Genomic DNA, 17,321 nt, shown 5'->3' with positions numbered 1-17,321 from the left:
GTTTCCTCGATATCAGTAGTTTTGCGGAGCCCTCAGGCGTGGCCCTTGATCTCGTAGTGGACCGGCACGCATTTGTAGCGGTCGAGGCGCCAGTCGGCGTGATAGATCGGATGCTCGCGCCCCGTCCGCCTTGAAACGTTTCACGAGGCGCTAGATACCTAACCTCTCTTTGGCCGTCTCGGCCTCTTTTCGGGCCGAGGCAATAAGAGGTGCGCGACGTTTTAGGATCTCCTGTGTCAGCGCCGGTCCGGCGCCCTCCGCGCTACCGGCGGCGAATGGTGGCTTTGGATCGTATTCGATCAGAAGCTGGATCCGCTTCGCGGTTTCCTCATTCGAGAGGCGAGCCGCGAGCGTCAGCCCAAAGTCGATCCCGGAGGTCACGCCGTCAGCAGTGATGCGGTCGCGATCCTCGACGACGCGCTCTGCCTTGAGCGTAGCGCCCATCAAGGGCAACAGCTCGCGAACATACCAGTGCGACGTGGCCTGATATCCTCTCAGCAGGCCTGCGGCGCCGAGCACCAATGATCCCGTACAAACGCTCGTCACATAACGAGCGCGAGCACCTCTCGAGGCGACGAAGGCGGTGACTTCCGCGTCCTTCATGCAGGCGATGGATCCCCGAGACCGCCAGGGACGAACAGGACATCCAGATCCATCGGACATCGCTATCCATCATGACAAGGCCTTCAAAGCGCATCCATCAGGTTGTGGCTGCCGATTCATGAGTCCGCGTCCTGGTTCTCGGTAAGGCTTCCCGGCGCAGCAACATTACCTCAAATACCCGACCACCATCCGCGTCGTCTCGTCCACCAGCGCCCGCACCATCTTCTCCGACAACAGCTCCGCCTGGTTCAGAACCGCGTTGTGCGCCACTGCTTCGATCGTGCTGACGCAGATGAAGGTGGCGAGCCCCGGATCGATCCTGCGCATCTCCTTGCGGCGGCTTTCGAGATAGGCGCGGACGAGGGTGTGGACTTCGCGGTTGAAGGCTTCGACGTAGGCGAGCTGACCGGTGCGGGGAATCTGCTCGGCGAGCACGCGATGCAATTTTGGGTCGATGCGGTGAGCTTCGACCGCGACGGTCACGAGCTTGCGCACGGCTTTCTCGATCGGAAAGTCGGCGACTTCGGCGAGCGCGGCGCGCACGACCTGCATGATCTTCTCGTTGTGACGGTCGATCACCGCCGCGACCAGCGCCTCCTTGCTGGGAAAATACTGGTAGAGCGAGCCGACGCTGACGCCTGCGACTTCGGCGATGCGGTTGGTGCTGGCCTTCTCAAAACCTTCCTTGACAAGAATGCGAGCGGTTGCCTCGACCAAGGCGTCGACGGTGACGCGGGATCGCTCCTGCGAGGCATTTTTCCGGGGTTTTGTGGGCGGTTTGCTGGCCACGACCTTGTGATCTGAATGCGAGTAGGAAAAGCGAGTGAATGCTCGCATTATAGCGGCAAATGGCGGCGGGTCGGCAAGCCTCTCTGTCGCCCTGCCGAAAGAGCCAGATGGGGATGTAGCCATGAGTTTTGCAAAAATGAGCGTTGCAAGATGAGTGTTGCAAGACTTGTGTCGGCCTTGCAGTTCTGTCCGGGCGGTTGCGTCTTCAGTGCGCCGTCCCGGCGCGATCCCGCACCAAGCCTGCAAAGCCGCGCCTTCAACATGCTGCTGAGGCAGCTTCCCTACAAGGCACAGCTCGCGTCCGCCGAGGCGGTGCAGGCGCACGTGCAAAAGCTCGCGCTGGAGCCGGCCTCGTTTGAACCGACGGGGCTCGGGCGCGGCGTCGAGGCGACGTTGACCAAGATGGGAGGGTGGCCGGTCTATTACACGGCGCCGCCATTGGGCCATGAGGGCTGCAACTACGTCATGTTCCTGCATGGCGGCGGCTACATCAACGAGATCGTGCCGGCGCACTGGCGCTTCGTTGGCCAGATGACGCGCAAGGCGGGCGTCGTCTGCGTGGTGCCGATCTATCCGCTTGCGCCGCGCGCGACCGCGAAGGACGTCGTGCCGGCGACGGCCGAGCTGTTGCGGATGCTGCTGGAGGATGCGGGTCCCGCAAAAGTCACCGTGGTCGGCAATTCGGCCGGCGCGGGCCTGGCGCTCGCCGCCTGCCAATGGCTGCGTGATCACGGGCATCGGCAGCCGAACCGGCTGGTGCTGATCTCGCCCGCGGCGGATGCGTCGATCAGCCGTCCGGAGCAGGTCGAGATCGCCGCGCGTGATCCCATGCAGGACATTCCGGGGATTGTCGAAGCGGGACGGCTCTATGCCGGCGAACTCGATGTCGGCCATCCCTTCGTCAGCCCGCTCAACGGCGCGTTCCGCTCACTCGCGCCGATGACGATCTTCTCGGGCACGCGCGATCTGCTTTACCCCGATAGCGTCGATCTTGCGGAGCGGGCGAGGGCGGTGGGCGTGCCGGTTGACCTGCAGCTTTTGCGTGATCAGCCGCACAATTATGCGCTGATGCCGACGCCGGAGGGGCGGCAGGCGCGTGCGATCATTCTGCGTGCGATTGCTTGAGGGGAAGGCGTGATCGTTGTCACAGAGCGCGCTGCCTCAAGCGGCTGGCGCTAGCGGTGCCCATGCGGAGCGACAAGGCGGCCTCCGGGGCGTCTCCTCGATAGCAGTCGTTTTGCGTGGCCCTCAGGCGTGGCCCTTGATCTCGTAGTGACCCGGCACGCATTTGTAGCGGTCGAGGCGCCAGTTGGCGTGATAGATCGGATGCTCGCCCATCCATTTCGCAAGCGGAGCCTGTGCGCCGATCGCGCACTGCATCATCGACATCTCGGGCGTCATGTTGCTGTCGGTCACGATTTCCTCGACACAGCCGCCAGAGGCAGCTGCGCCAAGCCGGCAGAGCACGGCAACGACGGTTATGAACATTCCAGTCACCTCATCGATAGTTTCTGACGACGAAGAGGATGCAAGCCTAGTGCCAGAGCCTGTGACACAAACAACACGCTGGCCTGGCCGACTCGATCCAGCGTCCACCCTCATTTGGCGATTCGGATTGTAAAAAATTTCCCCTTAAACCGAAGCCGGACAACTACGGGGAACCCAACGAATAACGACAGGAATGACCGATTGTGGGGGCAGCGCCGCGCAAGCGGGCCTTCACAGGCGTCATGCAGCCGATAGGCTCGGAAGCGTGCGGATACCCGTCAAAAGAGCGGGCCCGCCACAGGGTATTGGAAACGCGAGGACAGAGCATGAAGGTACGACCGACCGGCGTGATCCCGCCGATGACGACGCCGTTCCGGAAGGATGGCGAGATCGATCACAAGCTCCTGGCGCCGCAGGTCGACTGGATGATCGCTGCCGGCGCCCATGGCGTTGCGGCCGGCGGCTCGACCGGCGAGGGCCACACGCTCGACCATGAGGAATATCGCGACCTGATCGCCGCGACGGTGGACGCGGTGCAGGGACGCATTCCCGTGATCGCCGGCATCATCGTCGACTCCACGCGCGATGCGATCCGCCGCGGCAAGCTCGTGCGCGACATGGATGTCGCGGCCCTCCAGGTCACGCCGGTGCACTATCTGTTCAAGCCGGATGACGAGGCGATGGTGAGGCATTTCCGTGCCATGGCGGATGAGACCGGCATGCCCATCATCATCTACAACGTGGTGCCGTGGTCGTATTTGTCGCCGGCGCTGTTGACACGGATCATGACCGAGGTGCCGCTGGTCGTCGGCGTCAAGCAGAGCGCAGGCGACCTCAAGCTGTTCGCCGACCTCATGATGATGGCGCCGGACAAGCTGATCTACAGCGCGGTCGATGCGCTGATGTATCCGTCCTACACGCTGGGCGCTCATGGCTCGATCGCCGCGATCCTGACAGCGGCGCCGCACGCCTCGGTCGCGCTGTGGGATGCGGTGAAGGCGGGCGATCACCCGCGCGCGCTCGAGCTGCACAAGAAGCTGCTGACGCTGTGGAACGCGATCATTGCCGACAATCTGCCCGCCTGCACGCGTTACGCGCAGATGCTCCAGGGCCTGCCCAGGACCTATCCACGCGCGCCGATGCCGGAAGCCTCGCCCGCGCAGCAGGCCGCGACCCGCAAGGCGCTGCAGGCGCTCGGCGCCTTGAACGGCGCGGGGGTCGAAGCGGCCGAATAGTCCGCACACTGAAATCATCGACGCCGAAGCCGGCAGCGCCGATCCGCTTTTACCTGCGGATGCGGCGCTGCTACATTGGATCCGTCGCCGCGGCGCGCCGAGGATGAAGAAAACAAACTGACAAGGGGAGGGGCCGAAGTCCCGATGAAGGAATTTGCAGGAAAGATCGCAGTCGTCACCGGTGGCGGCACGGGAATGGGGCGGGAGCTCGCGCGGCAGCTCGTGGCCGAGGGCTGCAATGTCGCCATGTGCGACATCTCGGAGGCAGCGATGGCCGAGACCAAGCGGCTCTGCGAGGCCGAGAAGCTGCCGCAGGGCCTGCGCGTCACCACGCATGTCGCCGATGTCTCGATCGAGGATCATCTCAAGCGCTTCCGCGACGAGCTTGCCGACCAGCAGATGACGGACAGGATTCATCTGCTGTTCAACAACGCCGGCATCGGCGGCGGCGGCAGCCTGTTCACCAACACGCGCGAGCAGTGGGAGCGCACCTTCAACATCTGCTGGGGCGGGGTCTATCTCGGCGTGCGCACATTCCTGCCGATGCTGGTGAAGGCGGACGAGGCCCATATCGTCAATACCGCGAGTGTCAACGGCTTCTGGGCCTCGATCGGCATGAACCAGTCGCACACCGCCTATAGCTCTGCGAAGTTCGCCGTGAAGGGTTTTACCGAAGCGCTCATCAACGATCTCCGCCTGCACGCGCCGCACGTCAAATGCTCGGTGGTGATGCCGGGCCATATCGGCACCTCGATCGTCTCCAACTCGCGCAAGGTGCAGAGCGCCGATGGTTCGGAACGTCTCAACCCCGACGAGGTCGCGCTGACCCGCACCCGCATGGTCGCGACCGGCGTGCCAGATGCTGACAAAATGTCGGACGAAGACATCCAGGCTGTATTTGCCGAGCGCGCCCGCAGTTTCCTCGAGGATGCACCGACTACGGCTGCGCAAGCCGCGAAAATCATTCTCGACGGCGTGAAGGCGGAGCGATGGCGCATTCTGGTCGGCGAGGACGCCAAGCGGCTCGACGAGCGCGTGCGTGCGACGCCCGAGCAGGCCTACGACCGCGCCTTCTACGAAAGTTTTACCCAGGAGGTCGGCTGGCGGCTTGGCTGAGACCGTCAACGATGGCGCGCCGATATAAGTATGACGTTCATCATGACAAGAGGCGCGCAACTAATTTATGCGGCGTCGGGTCGCATGCATTCGTCGTCGTATGTCGCAAGGGAATGTCATGGATGTGGGAATCATTCACGCGTTCAAGAGATGGTGATCTCGGACGCGTCTCATTCGGCGCAAGCCAGCTTGGTCGGCGAATTAAAATAGTTTAATGAATCGGGGTAGCGCCACGATCGAGCGTAGCTCCCGATGATACCCGCATGCCTCTCCGACGACTGGACCCTCTGCCCGGAGAGAGAGGATATCTCCGCTGAATTCACGCGGCTGCTCACCGCGGCCCAGGAGGGCGGCGCCACCATCGCCGAATGCCTGATGATCGCCCGGCAGCTGAAGCGCGGCGACGAGCAGTCCTGGCATCGCGAGTGGAAGAAGCTGGCGCGGGCCAATCGGCAGCGCGCCGAGGCTGCGTTCGCGGAGGGCCATTTGGCGACCGCGCAGCGCAATTGGCTGCGCGCCATGAACTACTACAGCGCGGCCGCGATGCCGCTCGATGCGGCCGACGAGCGCCGCTGGGTTGCGGTACTCGCGATGCAGGATTGCGCCCGCCGCTTCCTCGCGGCGCGCAACCCGGCCGGCGAAGTCGTGACGGTGCCGTGGGTCGAAGGGCATTCGCTACAGGGCTATTTCCTGCCGGCGCCATCCGCCAACGGGCGGGCTCCGACCGTGATCTGCATCGGCGAGCCCGGCCATCGCAAGGAAGAGTTTCTGTTCAAGCTTGCGCCGCATGCACGCGAGCGCGGCCTTTCGATGCTCGCTCTCGACCTGCTTGGCGAGCAGCGCGACGATCACCTCGACCAGGTGTTGCAACGCCGGGATCTCGAGAGCTCGATTGCCGGCGCGATGGATTATCTGGAGACGCGCAGCGACGTCGATGTTGATCGCGTCGCGATCGTGGCGGACGGGTGGGGCTCTTCATTTGTCACACGTGCGGTGTTGCAGGAGCCGCGGCTCGCTGCAGCCGTGTGCGATGGCGGCCTGTGGGATCTGCACGAGCGGTCCTTCTTCGCCAGCCGTTTCGCGATGCGTGATCTCAGCATCGTTCCGGTGCCGCATTCGCTGCTGATGGCCTCCAGCGTCGACTGTCCGGTGCTGATCACACTTGGCGAGGACGGTTGGCTTGAGGCCGACCGGGCGCGTCAGATCGTGCAGGAATCGGGCCTTGCCAGTTCGGATCTCGTGCTGAAGGTGTTCACCGCAGCGGAGACCGGCGCGGCGCAGGCCCACGCGGACAATCCGAGCCTTGCCAACGAATACATCTTCGACTGGCTCGAATCGCAGCTCGGCGCCGCGGGCCGGGGGACCTGAGCGGAGCGTCCTAGTAGTCGAGCGACATCCGGACGCAGGCCTTTTCGAGCCGGGACTTCAACGTCGCGAGCTTGGTGGTGAATTCGGTCAGCTCGTTCTCATCGAATTCCTGGAAGACGAATTCACGGATCGTCTTGTACTGCTCGTTGAGGCTCGCAATATGCTTCTGCGTCTTGTCGAGCAACGATAGGCGCACCACCCGCGCATCGGTGGTCGACGGCCGCCGCCGCAGCAGGCCCTTCTTCTCGAGCAGCTTGGATTGGGTGGTGACGAAGGAGGGATCGACGTGGAGGAGTTTCGAGACCACGTTGACGGGGACGCCATCGTCCTTGTCGAGATCGGAGATGGCCATCAGGATCAGCCATTGCGGTCCGCTGATGCCGAGCGTCCTTGCCCAGAACTGACGCAGCTCCTCCAGATACATGTTGATCGACGATATCTCCCAGGTGAATCGCCTGATGATATCGAGATTGCCGACGGAGCGGAGACGCGCCCCTTCTTTCCTCGTCGCTGACACGGCGTCACTCCCGTCGGCCAATTTCTTTCTTTCCGGTGTTCGCGAGCCATAGTCCACGCAACTCTGCCCTGACGCAAGTGCAGAGCAGGGTAATTGTGTCATGGAAATTACAAAGATGATCAGGACAGGCTTTTTCGCCGAGCCCTGGGTGTGTTGCCTTGCAGACACAGAGTTACTGAAACCGGAAAGCTTATCTAATAAAGTATTTTGATTAGAAGAACGCCACATGCATATTGATCCGTGGCGGTGGGGGGTACTCGATCGTCCCGTTGCAGGTGGTCCGCTCACGTCCCTCGCGTCTCAGGCGGGTGTGTCCGAAAGCGCGAAGCGGCCGAGCGGATTTAGGAGACGGGGATCTGGGGGGCCTCACGGTCCGGTCTCCGTAAAATGAGCAACTTGGAGGTTTTAAAATGAGAATGGTGAAGAGCGTTTTGCTCGGCACTGCGGCGGGTCTGATCGCCGTCGGTGGAGCGCAGGCGGCTGATCTTCCGTTGAAGGCCAAGGCCGTCGAATATGTGAGGATCTGCTCCCTGTACGGCGCGGGTTTCTACTACATGCCAGGCACCGACACTTGCATCAAGCTCGGCGGCTATGTGCGTGCCGACATGATCCTCGGCGGCGCAGGCGATTATAGCTTCCAGCAAGGCACGCCCGCAGGCGCGAACAACCGTCTGACCGACTACTATCATTCCCGCGCTCGTATGGACTTTACCGTCGATACGCGCACGGCGACCGAGTATGGTGTGGTTCGCACTTATGCCGATATGGTCTTCACCTGGGATACTCCGTCGGTCACCGGCAGCACCCCGTCGGCGTTCGGCACCGGTTCGGCTTCGCTCGGCCTCTACCACGCGTTCATCCAGTTCGCCGGCTTCACCTTCGGCCGCACGGTTTCGTTGTTCGACGCTCCGTGGCAGAGCTATCCCGCTGGCGGTCCCGATACGCTTCCGGGCGGCAGCAACCACGTGAACGGCGTCAACCAGGTTGCCTACACGGCTGACTTCGGCCAGGGCATCACCGGTTCGATCGCGTTGCAGGACGAGACGTCGGCGAATGGTGGCCAGTCGAACCTCTGGAACACCACGTTCGCCACGCCTGCTGCTGCTGGCGCTGCGTTCGTGACGGGCACCTATGGTGCCAACGATTGGGGCGGCACGCGTACCCCTGACATCATCGGTCAGGTTCGCGTCGATCAGGCCTGGGGTCTGGCCCAGATCTCGGCTGTCGCGCATGAGCTCCATGCCGCCTACTACGGCGCGACCGAACCCAGTGGCCATCCCGAGGACAAGTGGGGCTGGGCGGTTCAGGGTGCGTTGTCGATCAAGAACATCCCGACCGGAGCTGGCGACAGCATCAACTTGCAGGCTGTCTACACGGATGGCGCGACTCGCTACAACTTCCAGAGCTTGTTCCCGCAGAGCTTCTTCATGTTCGGCGGTAGCGGCACGGCCTACCAGAGCGTCGGTATCGCCGGTCTTGCTGACGGTGTCTTCGGCGTCGGCACCGGCATCGATACCGTCAAGACCTGGGGCATGCGCGGTGGCTACACCCACAACTGGAACCCCTACTGGTCGACCAGCATCTACGGTGCGTATGCTCAGTTGAAGTACGGCGATGCCGGCAAGGCGATGATTTGCGGCAACTTCGCTGCGATCGCGCTCCCGGGTTCGACTTGTAACCCGGACTTCAACTTCGCAGCCATCGGTGGCAACGTCGCCTGGACCCCGGTCAAGAACCTGACCTTCACGGGAGACCTGAGCTATTCGCATCTGGATCAGAAGTATTCGGGTACGATCGCGAGCCCGGGCATTGCCGCCGCCGCCAAGCCGGCAGCTGTCTATGAACTGAAGGACCAGAACTCGGTCACCATGATGCTGCGCGCTCAGCGCAACTTCTAAGATCGAGTCTCGCGGATCGATCAGAGAACCCCGGCGGGAAACCGCCGGGGTTTTTGCGAAGCAAGCGAGCTTTCGAATGGCAGAAGCTTCTACGCAAACAGGAAGACAGCCATGCGATTCCACCGCGGCCAAATTTATTTACTTAGCTGAGTTACTAAGCTATATAGCTCCCAGCCGATTTCGAAAGTCACGGCTCTTGGCTTGATGCTAAGCCTCCAGAAACCTCCGGCGATGCCCCGCCGGAGGTTTTTCATTTTGGGACAAGATGACCCGGCCTCAGCCGCGCGCGACGCGCGCGCGGGAGTTCGGCCGGTAGGCGAGGCGGCTGTGGCCGGCGCAATAGGACTGCCCGTCAGGTGCAGCGTTGCCGCAGAAGCAGAAATCGTCGGCACCCGGCGTCGAGATCGGCCAGCGGCAGCGGTTTTCGCCGAGCTCCAGCAGCGAGCAGCGGTTGGCGTCGTCGATCGGCCGGTCGATCGCCGGCTCGCTGGTTTCGCCGTAGATCGTGGCGAGCATTTCGAACTGCAGGCGGGGCACCGCCTTCGCGCGCGCCGGCGGAAAATTCCTGTCCTGAAGCCTGCGCTCGTCGACGGAGCGGCCGCGCGTGAGATTCAATCGGGACAGCTTGCCGATCACGGCGTTGCGGCTGACGCCGATATCGGCGGCGATCTCGCGGCAGGACAGGCCGGCCTCGAAATGCTGCTTCAGAAGTTCGATGCGTTCGTCGGTCCAGGTCGGTGAAAGAACAGGCATTTGAACGGTCCCAGGTTGCAGATGTCGGCCATCCGCCGCTCGAGATCCGTCCGCTTCACGCTCGCTGCGCGCTCAGGTCCTGCCATTGTCGCGAATCGACAAAAGCCCGTCCTTGATGGCGAGACGGATGCCTTCCTCGATCAAAGTCCGTGCGACGCCGGGAACGCTGGTGCCGTGGGTGCCCTGTCTCACCAGTTTTTCCAGATAGGTGATGGTCGAGAGCGCCAAGGTTACGGGAATGCGGTCAGTCTCGGCTTTTTCGGTGGCCATGTCCGAACGCTAGCCTCATACGCGGGTACAGAAAAGTAACGATTAAGACTCTATTTAGGTTCGATAGCGGAAGTCAAATCCGGATCGCGACTATTCTTGAGCTTGTTGGAATCGCTGGAGAAAACATCCACGACGTCGGGCGCCGCGCCGGTATCCGGTGCGGCGGTGGAGCTGGACGCGAGGAAGGGAGAGGGGCTGAGCTAGCCGTGCACGATGGTCTTTTCGATCATGCAATGGATGCCCTTGGAGCCGTTCACGGTCTGCGTCACCCGCAAGTCGGCGGCGAGACTGCACAGCGTGTAGGCGTCCTCGCGCGACAGGTTTCGCCTCTCGCCGAGCAGCACGATCATGTCCCGCAACGCCCGCACCACGCACTGGTCGAGGTCGGGGTCCATCGCCATGGTCATGTAGTGCGTCGGCGTTTCGCCGCGCGGATAGTCGAGCCGCAGATCCTTGCGCAGCGTCAGCCGGAAGCGGCCCTGCAACGCGGTCTCGATCGCGGTGACGCAGACTTCGCCGTCGCCCTGCACGCCGTGGCCGTCGCCGCAGGAGAACATCGCCCCCGGCACGAACACCGGCAGATACAGCATCGCGCCCGCGCCGAGCTCCTTGTTGTCGAGATTGCCGCCCATCGCGCGTGGAATCAGCGAGGTGATGCGGCCCCAGGCCGGCGGCGGCGCCACACCCATCACGCCGAAGAACGGTTTGAGGGGCAACTCGAGGCCCCACGGCATGCGGCCGACCATCCGCGCCCGGTCCAGCGGGATGTTGAGCAGGCGCGTGTCGGGAAAATCGTCGGGCAGGGTGCCGGCAAGCGGCTTGATCAGATTGTAGCCCCAATCCTGCCGGAGCTCGATCTCGAGGATCTCGACCGCGAGCACGTCGCCGGGTTCGGCGCCATCGATTGCGATCGGACCGGTGAGGATATGGCCCGGGAGCATCCGTTCGGATGTCGCATGCACCTCGAACAACTCGGGCGGAACGTGAAACCGGCTGCGGTCCGGCACCACCTCCGGGCCACCGCTGATGGTGTCGATGGTGACCTCGTCGCCGCTCTTGATGGTCAGAACCGGCTTGAGCCTGGCCTCGAAGTAGCCCCAGTGGCAGGTGTCGGGGCTTGCATGCAGGTGGTGATGGGTCATTGGCGGTGTCCGGTCGTTTTCATTGACGGCAGCAGGAGAACTTGTCACGGCCGGGCTTGACCCCGCAATCGATCCTCTTCCAAGAAGATTTCCGAAGACGGGCGGGCAGGTCAAGCCCGCATGTCATAGGCTCGATCATTTCAGCGAGGTTCTCCTGTTCTTCATCCTGTCCAAGACGCTCGGTGCCGCGCTGCTGCCGATCAATCTGCTGGTCGAGCTTGGCCTCGTGTCGCTCATTCTAATGGTGACGCGCTTTGCGGCGTTGGGTCGCAAGCTCGCCGTGACCACGCTGATCCTGCTGGCCTTGGCCGCGTTTTCTCCGCTAGGCAATCTCCTGCTCTATCCGCTCGAGTCGCGTTTTCCGCAATGGGATCCGTCGCGCGGTGCGCCGGATGGCATCATCGTGCTCGGCGGCTCCGTCGACACGGACCTGTCGGCGGCGCATCACACGCCCGTCGTCCCGCATGCGGCCGATCGCCTGTTTGCACTGGCCGAGCTCGCGCGCCGCTATCCCAATGCGCGCATCGTCTTCACCGGGGGCAACGCGAACCTGGTTTCGACCGATGCCCGGGAATCCGACTACTCTGCGCCGATCCTCGAAAACCTGGGGGTGCCGAAGGAGCGCCTGGTCCTGGAACGGAATTCGCGCAACACCTACGAGAACGCGATTTTCACCAAACAATTGGTGGCGCCGAAGCCGGGCGAGCGCTGGCTTCTGGTGACTTCGGCGTTCCACATGCCGCGATCGATGGGAATTTTTCGCAAAGCCGGATTTGACGTCGAGGCCTATCCGGTGGACTGGCGGATGGGCGGACGCGACGAGCTTTTCGCCTTCACCAATATCGGCGCGGACGGGCTCGGCCGGACCGACGTCGCCATGCGCGAATGGATCGGCCTTGTGGCCTATCGCCTGATGGGCCGCACCGGCGAGTTGCTTCCCGGACCAGCCAGGGACTAGAACCGGAACTGGAAAAACAACAACAGCACCGGCGCGCGATCGCCGGCCCGGAGGAACGCCATGCCGCAACAGAGCGCCGAGACGATCGACCTTGCCGGCCTCGTCACCGATCTCAACAGCCTGTTGCGGCTGAAGACGACGGTGATCGGCATGAAGCTGTTCGCGCGCGTCGCGGAGATGGAGGCGATCCCGAAAATCCGGCGGCCGAACGCGGTCCATACCACCGACCAGATCGTCAGTATGGCTTCGCGGCTCGGCTGGACCGTCGGCATCACCGCCGACGATCTCGTAGGCCACCAGTGCCGCGCCGTGATTGGCCTCGCGCCGCAGGACGAAAAGTGGCTCGCCGGTGAAAACTATGTCGGCGTCTGGCACGGCACGGCGGAGGACGCGCGCAAGCGCCAGGAGGCGCTGGACGTGGTTCCGTTCGGCCAATACCAGGCGCTGGCGGTGAGCCCGCTTGCGAGCGGCCGGCTCGATCCGCCCGACATCTGCCTCGTCTATGCCACGCCCGGCCAGATGATCATCCTGATCAACGGGCTGCAATATACCGGCTACAAGAAATTCGAATGGGGCGTCGTCGGCGAGACGGCTTGCGCGGATTCGTGGGGGCGGGCGCTCAAAACCGGCGAGCCCAGCCTGTCCTTGCCATGCTATGCCGAACGGCGCTATGGCGGCGTGCCGGACGAGGAGATGCTGATGGCGCTGAAGCCCCAGCACCTCGCCAAGGCGATCGAAGGCATGAAGGCACTGGCCAAAAACGGCCTGCGCTATCCGATTCCACCCTATGGTATTCAAAGCGATGTCCGTGCCGGCATGGGCGTGAGCTATGCGAAGAAGTAAAGGCCGACCATGAGCTCTGCGAAATTCGACATCGTCGTCTACGGCGCGACCGGCTTCACCGGCCAGCTCGTCGCCGAATATCTGACGCAGCATTACAAGGGCGACATGGCGCTGAAATGGGCCATGGCAGGCCGGAGCCTCGGCAAGCTCAAATCGGTCCGCGATGCGATCGGCGCGCCCGGCAATACGCCGCTGATCGTCGCGGATGCGTCAGACGCCGCCTCGCTCAGGGCGATGGCGGAGCAGACCATGTCGGTGATCACCACCGTCGGTCCGTATCAGCACTATGGTGAGGAATTGTTGGCGGCCTGCGTCGCCACCGGTACCGACTATTTCGATCTCTGCGGCGAGCCGATCTGGATGCGGCAGATGATCGACAAGTACGAGGCTGAAGCGAAGGAGAGCGGCGCGCGCATCGTGTTCTCGTGCGGCTTCGATTCCGTGCCGTTCGAGCTCGGCGCGTTCTTCGTGCAGGAAGAGGCCAAGCGCGTATTCGGCGCGCCAGCGACGCGCGTGAAAGGCCGTGTGCGCGACATGCGCGGCACGCTCTCGGGCGGCACCGCGGCGAGCGCGAAGGCGACTTTCGATGCGGTCGCAAAGGACATCAGCCTCATCACCATCTTGAACGATCCGTTCGCGCTGACGCCCGGGTTCACCGGTCCGAAGCAGCCGAGGGGCAACAGGGCGGCGTTTGAAGAGGATCTGCAATCCTGGGCCGCGCCGTTTATGATGGCGTTGATCAACACGCGCAACGTCCACCGCTCCAACATGCTGATGGGTTTCCCCTACGGCCAGGACTTCGTCTACGACGAGATGGTCCTGACCGGTCCCGGCGAAAAGGGCGAGGCCAACGCCAAGCGCGTGATGGCGGCGAACGCCGAGAAGACCGGCCCGAGCGCGCCGAAGCCGGGCGAGGGGCCTTCCAAGGAAGAGCGCGAGACCGGCCGCTTCGACCTGCTCTATGTCGCGATCGCGCCCGACGGCCGTCAGGTCCGCGCCGGTGTCACCGGCGATCGCGATCCCGGCTACGGCTCGACCTCGAAGATGATTTCAGAATGCGCGATGTGCATGCTGCGCGATGTGACGGACGTCCCGGCCGGCTTCTGGACGCCGGGCGCAGCGATGCAGCACAAACTGATCAAGCGGCTGCAGGAGCATGCGGGACTGACGTTCGAGGTGGAAGCCCAGGCGTAGATTCCGTAGGGTGGGCAAAGCGAAGCGTGCCCACCACTTCCATCTGGAATGCGGAGAGATGGTGGGCACGGCGCGTCGCGCCTTTGCCCACCCTACGACACCGTGTGCTTACACCGCCCGCGCGTCGTACGCGTACATGAACTCCATGCTCTTGGAGCCCAGCGGCAACAGCCATTTCATCATCTGATTTCTGATCCAGGCGCCGGTGGCGCTGAATTCGCGCTTGCCGTTGCCGTTGCGGCGGGCCAAGGCGACGATCTTCTCCGCGCGCGGGCGTCGCTCGGCCTCGAAGGCCTGGAAGGTGGCGCTGAGCTCCTGGCCATCCTGCATCAGACGGGCAAGCCGCATCGCATCCTCGAGCGCGAGCGAGGCGCCCTGGCCGGCGTGGGGGCTGGTCGCATGCGCGGCATCGCCAATCAGCAGCGAACGCTTGCGCGACCAGGTCGGCAAGGTGGCGACGTCGAGCGTATCGGTGACCACGATGGTCTCGGCGGCCTCGATGATCGCGGGGATCGGATCGTGCCAGCCATGGTGGAAGCTGCGCAGATGCTGCTTCAGCGTCCGCTCGTCGAGCGCGCGGAACATCGCTGCATCCATGCCGTGCGCAGGCTGCGTGCTCCACCACATCACGCCGTCGCCGGGATCGGGGCTGCAATAGCCGTAGCCGAAGAAGCCGCTCTGTCCGAACGTGGTTTCGACGTGCCGGCCGACCGGCCTGCCGTCAAGAACCTTATGCGGAACGAAACCGCCGAAGCCGATCAAGCCGGTGTTGAACGGCTGCGGCCCGTCCGGCACCACCTGGCGCCGCGCCACCGAGTGCACGCCGTCCGCGCCGATCAGGAAATCACCTTCGGCGGTGGTGCCATCGGCAAAATAGGCGATGATCGGCTGGTCGCCGCGGTCCTCGACCTTGATCAGCCGCTTTTCGAAATAGAGCGACACGCAGGAGCACCAGGCCTTGTCGATCAGCATCTCGTTCAGCGTCGCACGGCAGACGTTGACCGCGGGCTGGCCGAAACGACGCGCCATGTTGCGGTTGATCGAGCCGAGCCTTCGGCCCTCCTGCGAATAGAAATCGAAGGACTCCGCGACCGAGCCGCGGCTGATGAGCTCGCCGGCGAGCCCGATCTCGTCGATGACCTGCATGCCGTTCGGCGCGATCTGGAGGCCGCCGCCGATGCCCTTGGAGTAGGGCCAGGCTTCGTAGATCGCGGATTCGATGCCGGCGCGGCGCAGCAGGATCGCGGTGACGGGGCCGGCAATGCCGGCGCCGATGATCAGGGCCTTGCGGGGACGATGGGACATGGCTTGCTCCGGACGCTTCCGCGGTGATAGGAGAAATCACGGTCGCTAAATATCTTAGCGGCTAAGATATATATTCGGTAAGATATGAGGTCAGCCGTGTCAAGGGCGAAGGCGCGCGCGTCGTTGTTGGGAGAGCTCGAGGAGGCGATGCGGCGGTCGTCCGCGCAGGGTGTGCTCTATGGCCAGGCCGTTGCGAACGTTGCCGGAATTGCCAACTCCGACCTCGAATGCATGGACATCCTCTACCTGGAAGGCCGCGTCACCGCGGGCCGGCTCGCCGAAGTGACGGGGCTGACCACCGGCGCCATCACCGGCGTGGTGGACCGGCTCGAGAAGGCCGGTTTGGTGCGCCGCGAGCGCGACGAGGCCGATCGCCGCAAGGTCTACATCGCCGTGGTGCCGGAGACGGCCATGAAGATCGGCCAGCTCTATGTGCCGATGCAGCAGGCGATGGAGAAGGTGTTCAATGCCTATTCCGACGAGGAGCTGCGGCTGCTGCTACGTTTCGCCAACGAGGGCTACAAGGGCGTGGTTGCGGCGACAGCGGCGCTGAAGGGCCTGCTCGATACGCCTCCGGATAAGCGTCCCGATCTCAAGCTGAAGAAGCGTCGTTAGTCTTGTAGGCCTGTGCGGCCGCGATCATGCCCCACATCGCGCCCAGCATCATCCAGAAGTGCCGCCAGTGGTCGGTGTCGATCACGAAGCTTTCGCCGACGGTGCCGACAAAGGCCGAGAACACCGCGAGATAAGCGCGCTGCCACGGCACCCGCACGAAGATGTGGCGGAAGCCCATCATCACCGTGGTGAAGACCAGTGCGGGATAGCACACGCCCGACAGCCAGCCGCCGGACATGAAGGCGTTGAGGTAGGAATTGTGGGTGTCCTCGGGGAAGAAGCGGTGGAATTGCAGCGGGCCGATGCCGAACGGCAGGTCGAGCGCCATCTCGGCACCGAGGACGTGCCGGCCGAACCGGCCGAAGCGGCCTTCGTCATAACTCTGGTCGAAGCTCGCGCGCTGCTTGAACATCTCGGCGATGCTGTCGAATGACAACAGCACCGCGATCAGCGCCAGGCCCAGCACCACGGCAACGATCGCCATGATGATGATGCGCGAGCGCTGCGCGTTGGTGCGGCTGGTCAGCACCATCAGCGCCAGCATGAAGGCCGAGGTCAGGACCAGTCCGCCCCAGGCGGCGCGGGAGAAGGCGAGCAGGATCGCCAGCGACATGACGCTGAACGCAATGAGATTGCGGAATGCCTTGCCCACCTTGTCCGAGACCACACTCTGGAGCGAGAACAACGCCGGCAGGATCAGGAAGGCGCCAAGCACGTTCGGATCCTTGAACGTGCCGCGGGCGCGCTCGTACAGGGTCAGGAGGTCGTGGCCGCCGGGAACGAGGTTGAAATAGCCCGCGACCGCCGAGAGCGCGGCGACCATTGCGCCGACCACGAGGCCGCGGCGCAGCATGTCGAGCCGGGCTGTCGTGTCCTCGGACATGACCATGGCGAAGAACACCACGGTCACCGCCATGTACCAGGAGGTCGCGATCCAGCTCGCGACCTCGGACTGATCGAGCAGCGGGATCGCGCTGATGGTGTAGCCGACATTGAGCAGCACCAATGCCAGCAGCAGCGGCATCAGCACGAGCTTGAGCCGCAGGCCGGTGGCGAAGAAGGTGACGGTGGCGAGCAGCGTCACGATCTCATAGGGGCTCGGCTCGATGAAGACGATCGCGCCCGACGCGCCGACCAGCCACACCAGCGCGCGCTGCAGGGCCAGCACGCCGGGCGCAGCGCGAACCGCTACACTCATGTCCCCGGCCGTTGCCGCATACGCCATTA

At 63.6% G+C, this 17,321-nt stretch carries 18 protein-coding genes; 9 read left to right on the top strand and 9 right to left on the bottom strand.

What is annotated here, in order from left to right; genetic code table 11:
- Positions 1–150: 150 nt before the first annotated feature.
- Both AC0L2O_RS20225 and AC0L2O_RS20220 read right to left on the bottom strand, forming a co-directional pair.
- On the bottom strand, positions 151–603 hold the full coding sequence (locus AC0L2O_RS20225) for a DJ-1/PfpI family protein (protein WP_473370938.1): 453 nt from the start codon (positions 601–603) through the stop codon (positions 151–153).
- Between the two features lie 165 nt (positions 604–768).
- Positions 769–1,392 carry a TetR/AcrR family transcriptional regulator gene (locus AC0L2O_RS20220; protein ID WP_473370937.1) on the bottom strand — a complete coding sequence of 208 codons (624 nt, stop codon included), beginning with the start codon at positions 1,390–1,392 and terminating at the stop codon, positions 769–771.
- A gap of 150 nt (positions 1,393–1,542) precedes the next feature.
- On the opposite strand from AC0L2O_RS20220, the gene AC0L2O_RS20215 reads away from it, so the two are divergent.
- A complete protein-coding gene (locus AC0L2O_RS20215) occupies positions 1,543–2,517 on the top strand; it encodes an alpha/beta fold hydrolase (protein WP_369723323.1) in 975 nt (324 codons plus the stop codon).
- Positions 2,518–2,640: 123 nt separating this feature from the next.
- Here AC0L2O_RS20215 and AC0L2O_RS20210 read toward each other — a convergent pair whose 3' ends face one another.
- The gene (locus AC0L2O_RS20210) at positions 2,641–2,880 is read right to left on the bottom strand and encodes a hypothetical protein (RefSeq protein WP_369723324.1); all 240 of its coding nucleotides are present in this window, start codon (positions 2,878–2,880) and stop codon (positions 2,641–2,643) included.
- Positions 2,881–3,206: 326 nt separating this feature from the next.
- Here AC0L2O_RS20210 and AC0L2O_RS20205 point away from each other — a divergent pair, with 326 nt between their 5' ends.
- The 3 genes from AC0L2O_RS20205 (at position 3,207) to AC0L2O_RS20195 (ending at position 6,599) form a co-directional block, all read left to right on the top strand.
- The gene (locus AC0L2O_RS20205) at positions 3,207–4,115 is read left to right on the top strand and encodes a dihydrodipicolinate synthase family protein (RefSeq protein WP_369723325.1); all 909 of its coding nucleotides are present in this window, start codon (positions 3,207–3,209) and stop codon (positions 4,113–4,115) included.
- A 144-nt stretch (positions 4,116–4,259) separates the two neighbouring features.
- Complete coding sequence (locus AC0L2O_RS20200; RefSeq protein WP_473370936.1) at positions 4,260–5,231, top strand: SDR family NAD(P)-dependent oxidoreductase; 972 nt, start codon at positions 4,260–4,262, stop codon at positions 5,229–5,231.
- A gap of 252 nt (positions 5,232–5,483) precedes the next feature.
- Entirely contained in the window at positions 5,484–6,599 is a 1,116-nt protein-coding gene (locus tag AC0L2O_RS20195) for an alpha/beta hydrolase family protein (RefSeq protein WP_369723327.1), read from the top strand.
- 10 nt (positions 6,600–6,609) lie between these two features.
- Here the strand turns inward: AC0L2O_RS20195 and AC0L2O_RS20190 are convergent, their stop codons facing one another.
- Entirely contained in the window at positions 6,610–7,116 is a 507-nt protein-coding gene (locus AC0L2O_RS20190; RefSeq protein ID WP_369723328.1) for a MarR family winged helix-turn-helix transcriptional regulator, read from the bottom strand.
- Positions 7,117–7,526: 410 nt separating this feature from the next.
- Here AC0L2O_RS20190 and AC0L2O_RS20185 point away from each other — a divergent pair, with 410 nt between their 5' ends.
- A complete protein-coding gene (locus AC0L2O_RS20185; RefSeq protein ID WP_369723329.1) occupies positions 7,527–9,014 on the top strand; it encodes a porin in 1,488 nt (495 codons plus the stop codon).
- A gap of 276 nt (positions 9,015–9,290) precedes the next feature.
- Here the strand turns inward: AC0L2O_RS20185 and AC0L2O_RS20180 are convergent, their stop codons facing one another.
- From AC0L2O_RS20180 to AC0L2O_RS20170, 3 genes are all read right to left on the bottom strand, one after another.
- Positions 9,291–9,767, bottom strand: coding sequence for a GcrA family cell cycle regulator (locus AC0L2O_RS20180; protein WP_409188509.1), 477 nt, complete (start codon positions 9,765–9,767; stop codon positions 9,291–9,293).
- A gap of 72 nt (positions 9,768–9,839) precedes the next feature.
- Positions 9,840–10,037: a hypothetical protein gene (locus tag AC0L2O_RS20175; protein ID WP_007603456.1), complete on the bottom strand. Its 198-nt coding sequence runs from the start codon at positions 10,035–10,037 to the stop codon at positions 9,840–9,842.
- A gap of 200 nt (positions 10,038–10,237) precedes the next feature.
- Positions 10,238–11,179, bottom strand: coding sequence for an acetamidase/formamidase family protein (locus AC0L2O_RS20170; protein WP_473370935.1), 942 nt, complete (start codon positions 11,177–11,179; stop codon positions 10,238–10,240).
- Between the two features lie 190 nt (positions 11,180–11,369).
- Between AC0L2O_RS20170 and AC0L2O_RS20165 the strand changes: the two genes are divergently transcribed.
- Genes AC0L2O_RS20165 through AC0L2O_RS20155 form a run of 3 tightly spaced genes read left to right on the top strand, consistent with a single transcriptional unit; the run spans position 11,370 to position 14,174 of the window.
- Entirely contained in the window at positions 11,370–12,137 is a 768-nt protein-coding gene (locus AC0L2O_RS20165; protein ID WP_473371032.1) for a YdcF family protein, read from the top strand.
- Between the two features lie 60 nt (positions 12,138–12,197).
- Positions 12,198–12,980 (top strand): DUF169 domain-containing protein, encoded by a 783-nt coding sequence (locus AC0L2O_RS20160; RefSeq protein ID WP_409188511.1) that lies wholly within the window; start codon positions 12,198–12,200, stop codon positions 12,978–12,980.
- A 9-nt stretch (positions 12,981–12,989) separates the two neighbouring features.
- Positions 12,990–14,174 (top strand): saccharopine dehydrogenase family protein, encoded by a 1,185-nt coding sequence (locus tag AC0L2O_RS20155; protein ID WP_473370934.1) that lies wholly within the window; start codon positions 12,990–12,992, stop codon positions 14,172–14,174.
- A gap of 108 nt (positions 14,175–14,282) precedes the next feature.
- Here the strand turns inward: AC0L2O_RS20155 and AC0L2O_RS20150 are convergent, their stop codons facing one another.
- Complete coding sequence (locus AC0L2O_RS20150) at positions 14,283–15,479, bottom strand: FAD-dependent monooxygenase (RefSeq protein ID WP_473370933.1); 1,197 nt, start codon at positions 15,477–15,479, stop codon at positions 14,283–14,285.
- Between the two features lie 147 nt (positions 15,480–15,626).
- On the opposite strand from AC0L2O_RS20150, the gene AC0L2O_RS20145 reads away from it, so the two are divergent.
- Complete coding sequence (locus AC0L2O_RS20145; RefSeq protein ID WP_409192868.1) at positions 15,627–16,094, top strand: MarR family transcriptional regulator; 468 nt, start codon at positions 15,627–15,629, stop codon at positions 16,092–16,094.
- On the opposite strand, the gene AC0L2O_RS20140 is transcribed toward AC0L2O_RS20145, so the two are convergent.
- A complete protein-coding gene (locus AC0L2O_RS20140; RefSeq protein ID WP_473370932.1) occupies positions 16,072–17,319 on the bottom strand; it encodes an O-antigen ligase family protein in 1,248 nt (415 codons plus the stop codon). The two genes, AC0L2O_RS20145 and AC0L2O_RS20140, sit on opposite strands and share 23 nt — an antisense overlap.
- Between the last annotated feature and the right edge of the window lie 2 nt (positions 17,320–17,321).

The organism is Bradyrhizobium sp. Kon10, assembly GCF_055807395.1.
The sequence above is the reverse complement of the archived record's forward strand: the minus strand, read 5'-3'. Positions and strand labels throughout refer to the sequence as shown.

What these genes read in the sequence shown, in the direction of transcription:
- AC0L2O_RS20225 (WP_473370938.1), bottom strand. Translation starts at nt 603, where the DNA reads ATGAAGGACGCGGAAGTCACCGCCTTCGTCGCCTCGAGAGGTGCTCGC.
- AC0L2O_RS20215 (WP_369723323.1), top strand. Translation starts at nt 1,543, where the DNA reads ATGAGTGTTGCAAGACTTGTGTCGGCCTTGCAGTTCTGTCCGGGCGGT.
- AC0L2O_RS20210 (WP_369723324.1), bottom strand. Translation starts at nt 2,880, where the DNA reads ATGTTCATAACCGTCGTTGCCGTGCTCTGCCGGCTTGGCGCAGCTGCC.
- AC0L2O_RS20205 (WP_369723325.1), top strand. Translation starts at nt 3,207, where the DNA reads ATGAAGGTACGACCGACCGGCGTGATCCCGCCGATGACGACGCCGTTC.
- AC0L2O_RS20200 (WP_473370936.1), top strand. Translation starts at nt 4,260, where the DNA reads ATGAAGGAATTTGCAGGAAAGATCGCAGTCGTCACCGGTGGCGGCACG.
- AC0L2O_RS20195 (WP_369723327.1), top strand. Translation starts at nt 5,484, where the DNA reads ATGATACCCGCATGCCTCTCCGACGACTGGACCCTCTGCCCGGAGAGA.
- AC0L2O_RS20185 (WP_369723329.1), top strand. Translation starts at nt 7,527, where the DNA reads ATGAGAATGGTGAAGAGCGTTTTGCTCGGCACTGCGGCGGGTCTGATC.
- AC0L2O_RS20180 (WP_409188509.1), bottom strand. Translation starts at nt 9,767, where the DNA reads ATGCCTGTTCTTTCACCGACCTGGACCGACGAACGCATCGAACTTCTG.
- AC0L2O_RS20175 (WP_007603456.1), bottom strand. Translation starts at nt 10,037, where the DNA reads ATGGCCACCGAAAAAGCCGAGACTGACCGCATTCCCGTAACCTTGGCG.
- AC0L2O_RS20170 (WP_473370935.1), bottom strand. Translation starts at nt 11,179, where the DNA reads ATGACCCATCACCACCTGCATGCAAGCCCCGACACCTGCCACTGGGGC.
- AC0L2O_RS20160 (WP_409188511.1), top strand. Translation starts at nt 12,198, where the DNA reads ATGCCGCAACAGAGCGCCGAGACGATCGACCTTGCCGGCCTCGTCACC.
- AC0L2O_RS20155 (WP_473370934.1), top strand. Translation starts at nt 12,990, where the DNA reads ATGAGCTCTGCGAAATTCGACATCGTCGTCTACGGCGCGACCGGCTTC.
- AC0L2O_RS20150 (WP_473370933.1), bottom strand. Translation starts at nt 15,479, where the DNA reads ATGTCCCATCGTCCCCGCAAGGCCCTGATCATCGGCGCCGGCATTGCC.
- AC0L2O_RS20145 (WP_409192868.1), top strand. Translation starts at nt 15,627, where the DNA reads ATGCGGCGGTCGTCCGCGCAGGGTGTGCTCTATGGCCAGGCCGTTGCG.
- AC0L2O_RS20140 (WP_473370932.1), bottom strand. Translation starts at nt 17,319, where the DNA reads ATGGCGTATGCGGCAACGGCCGGGGACATGAGTGTAGCGGTTCGCGCT.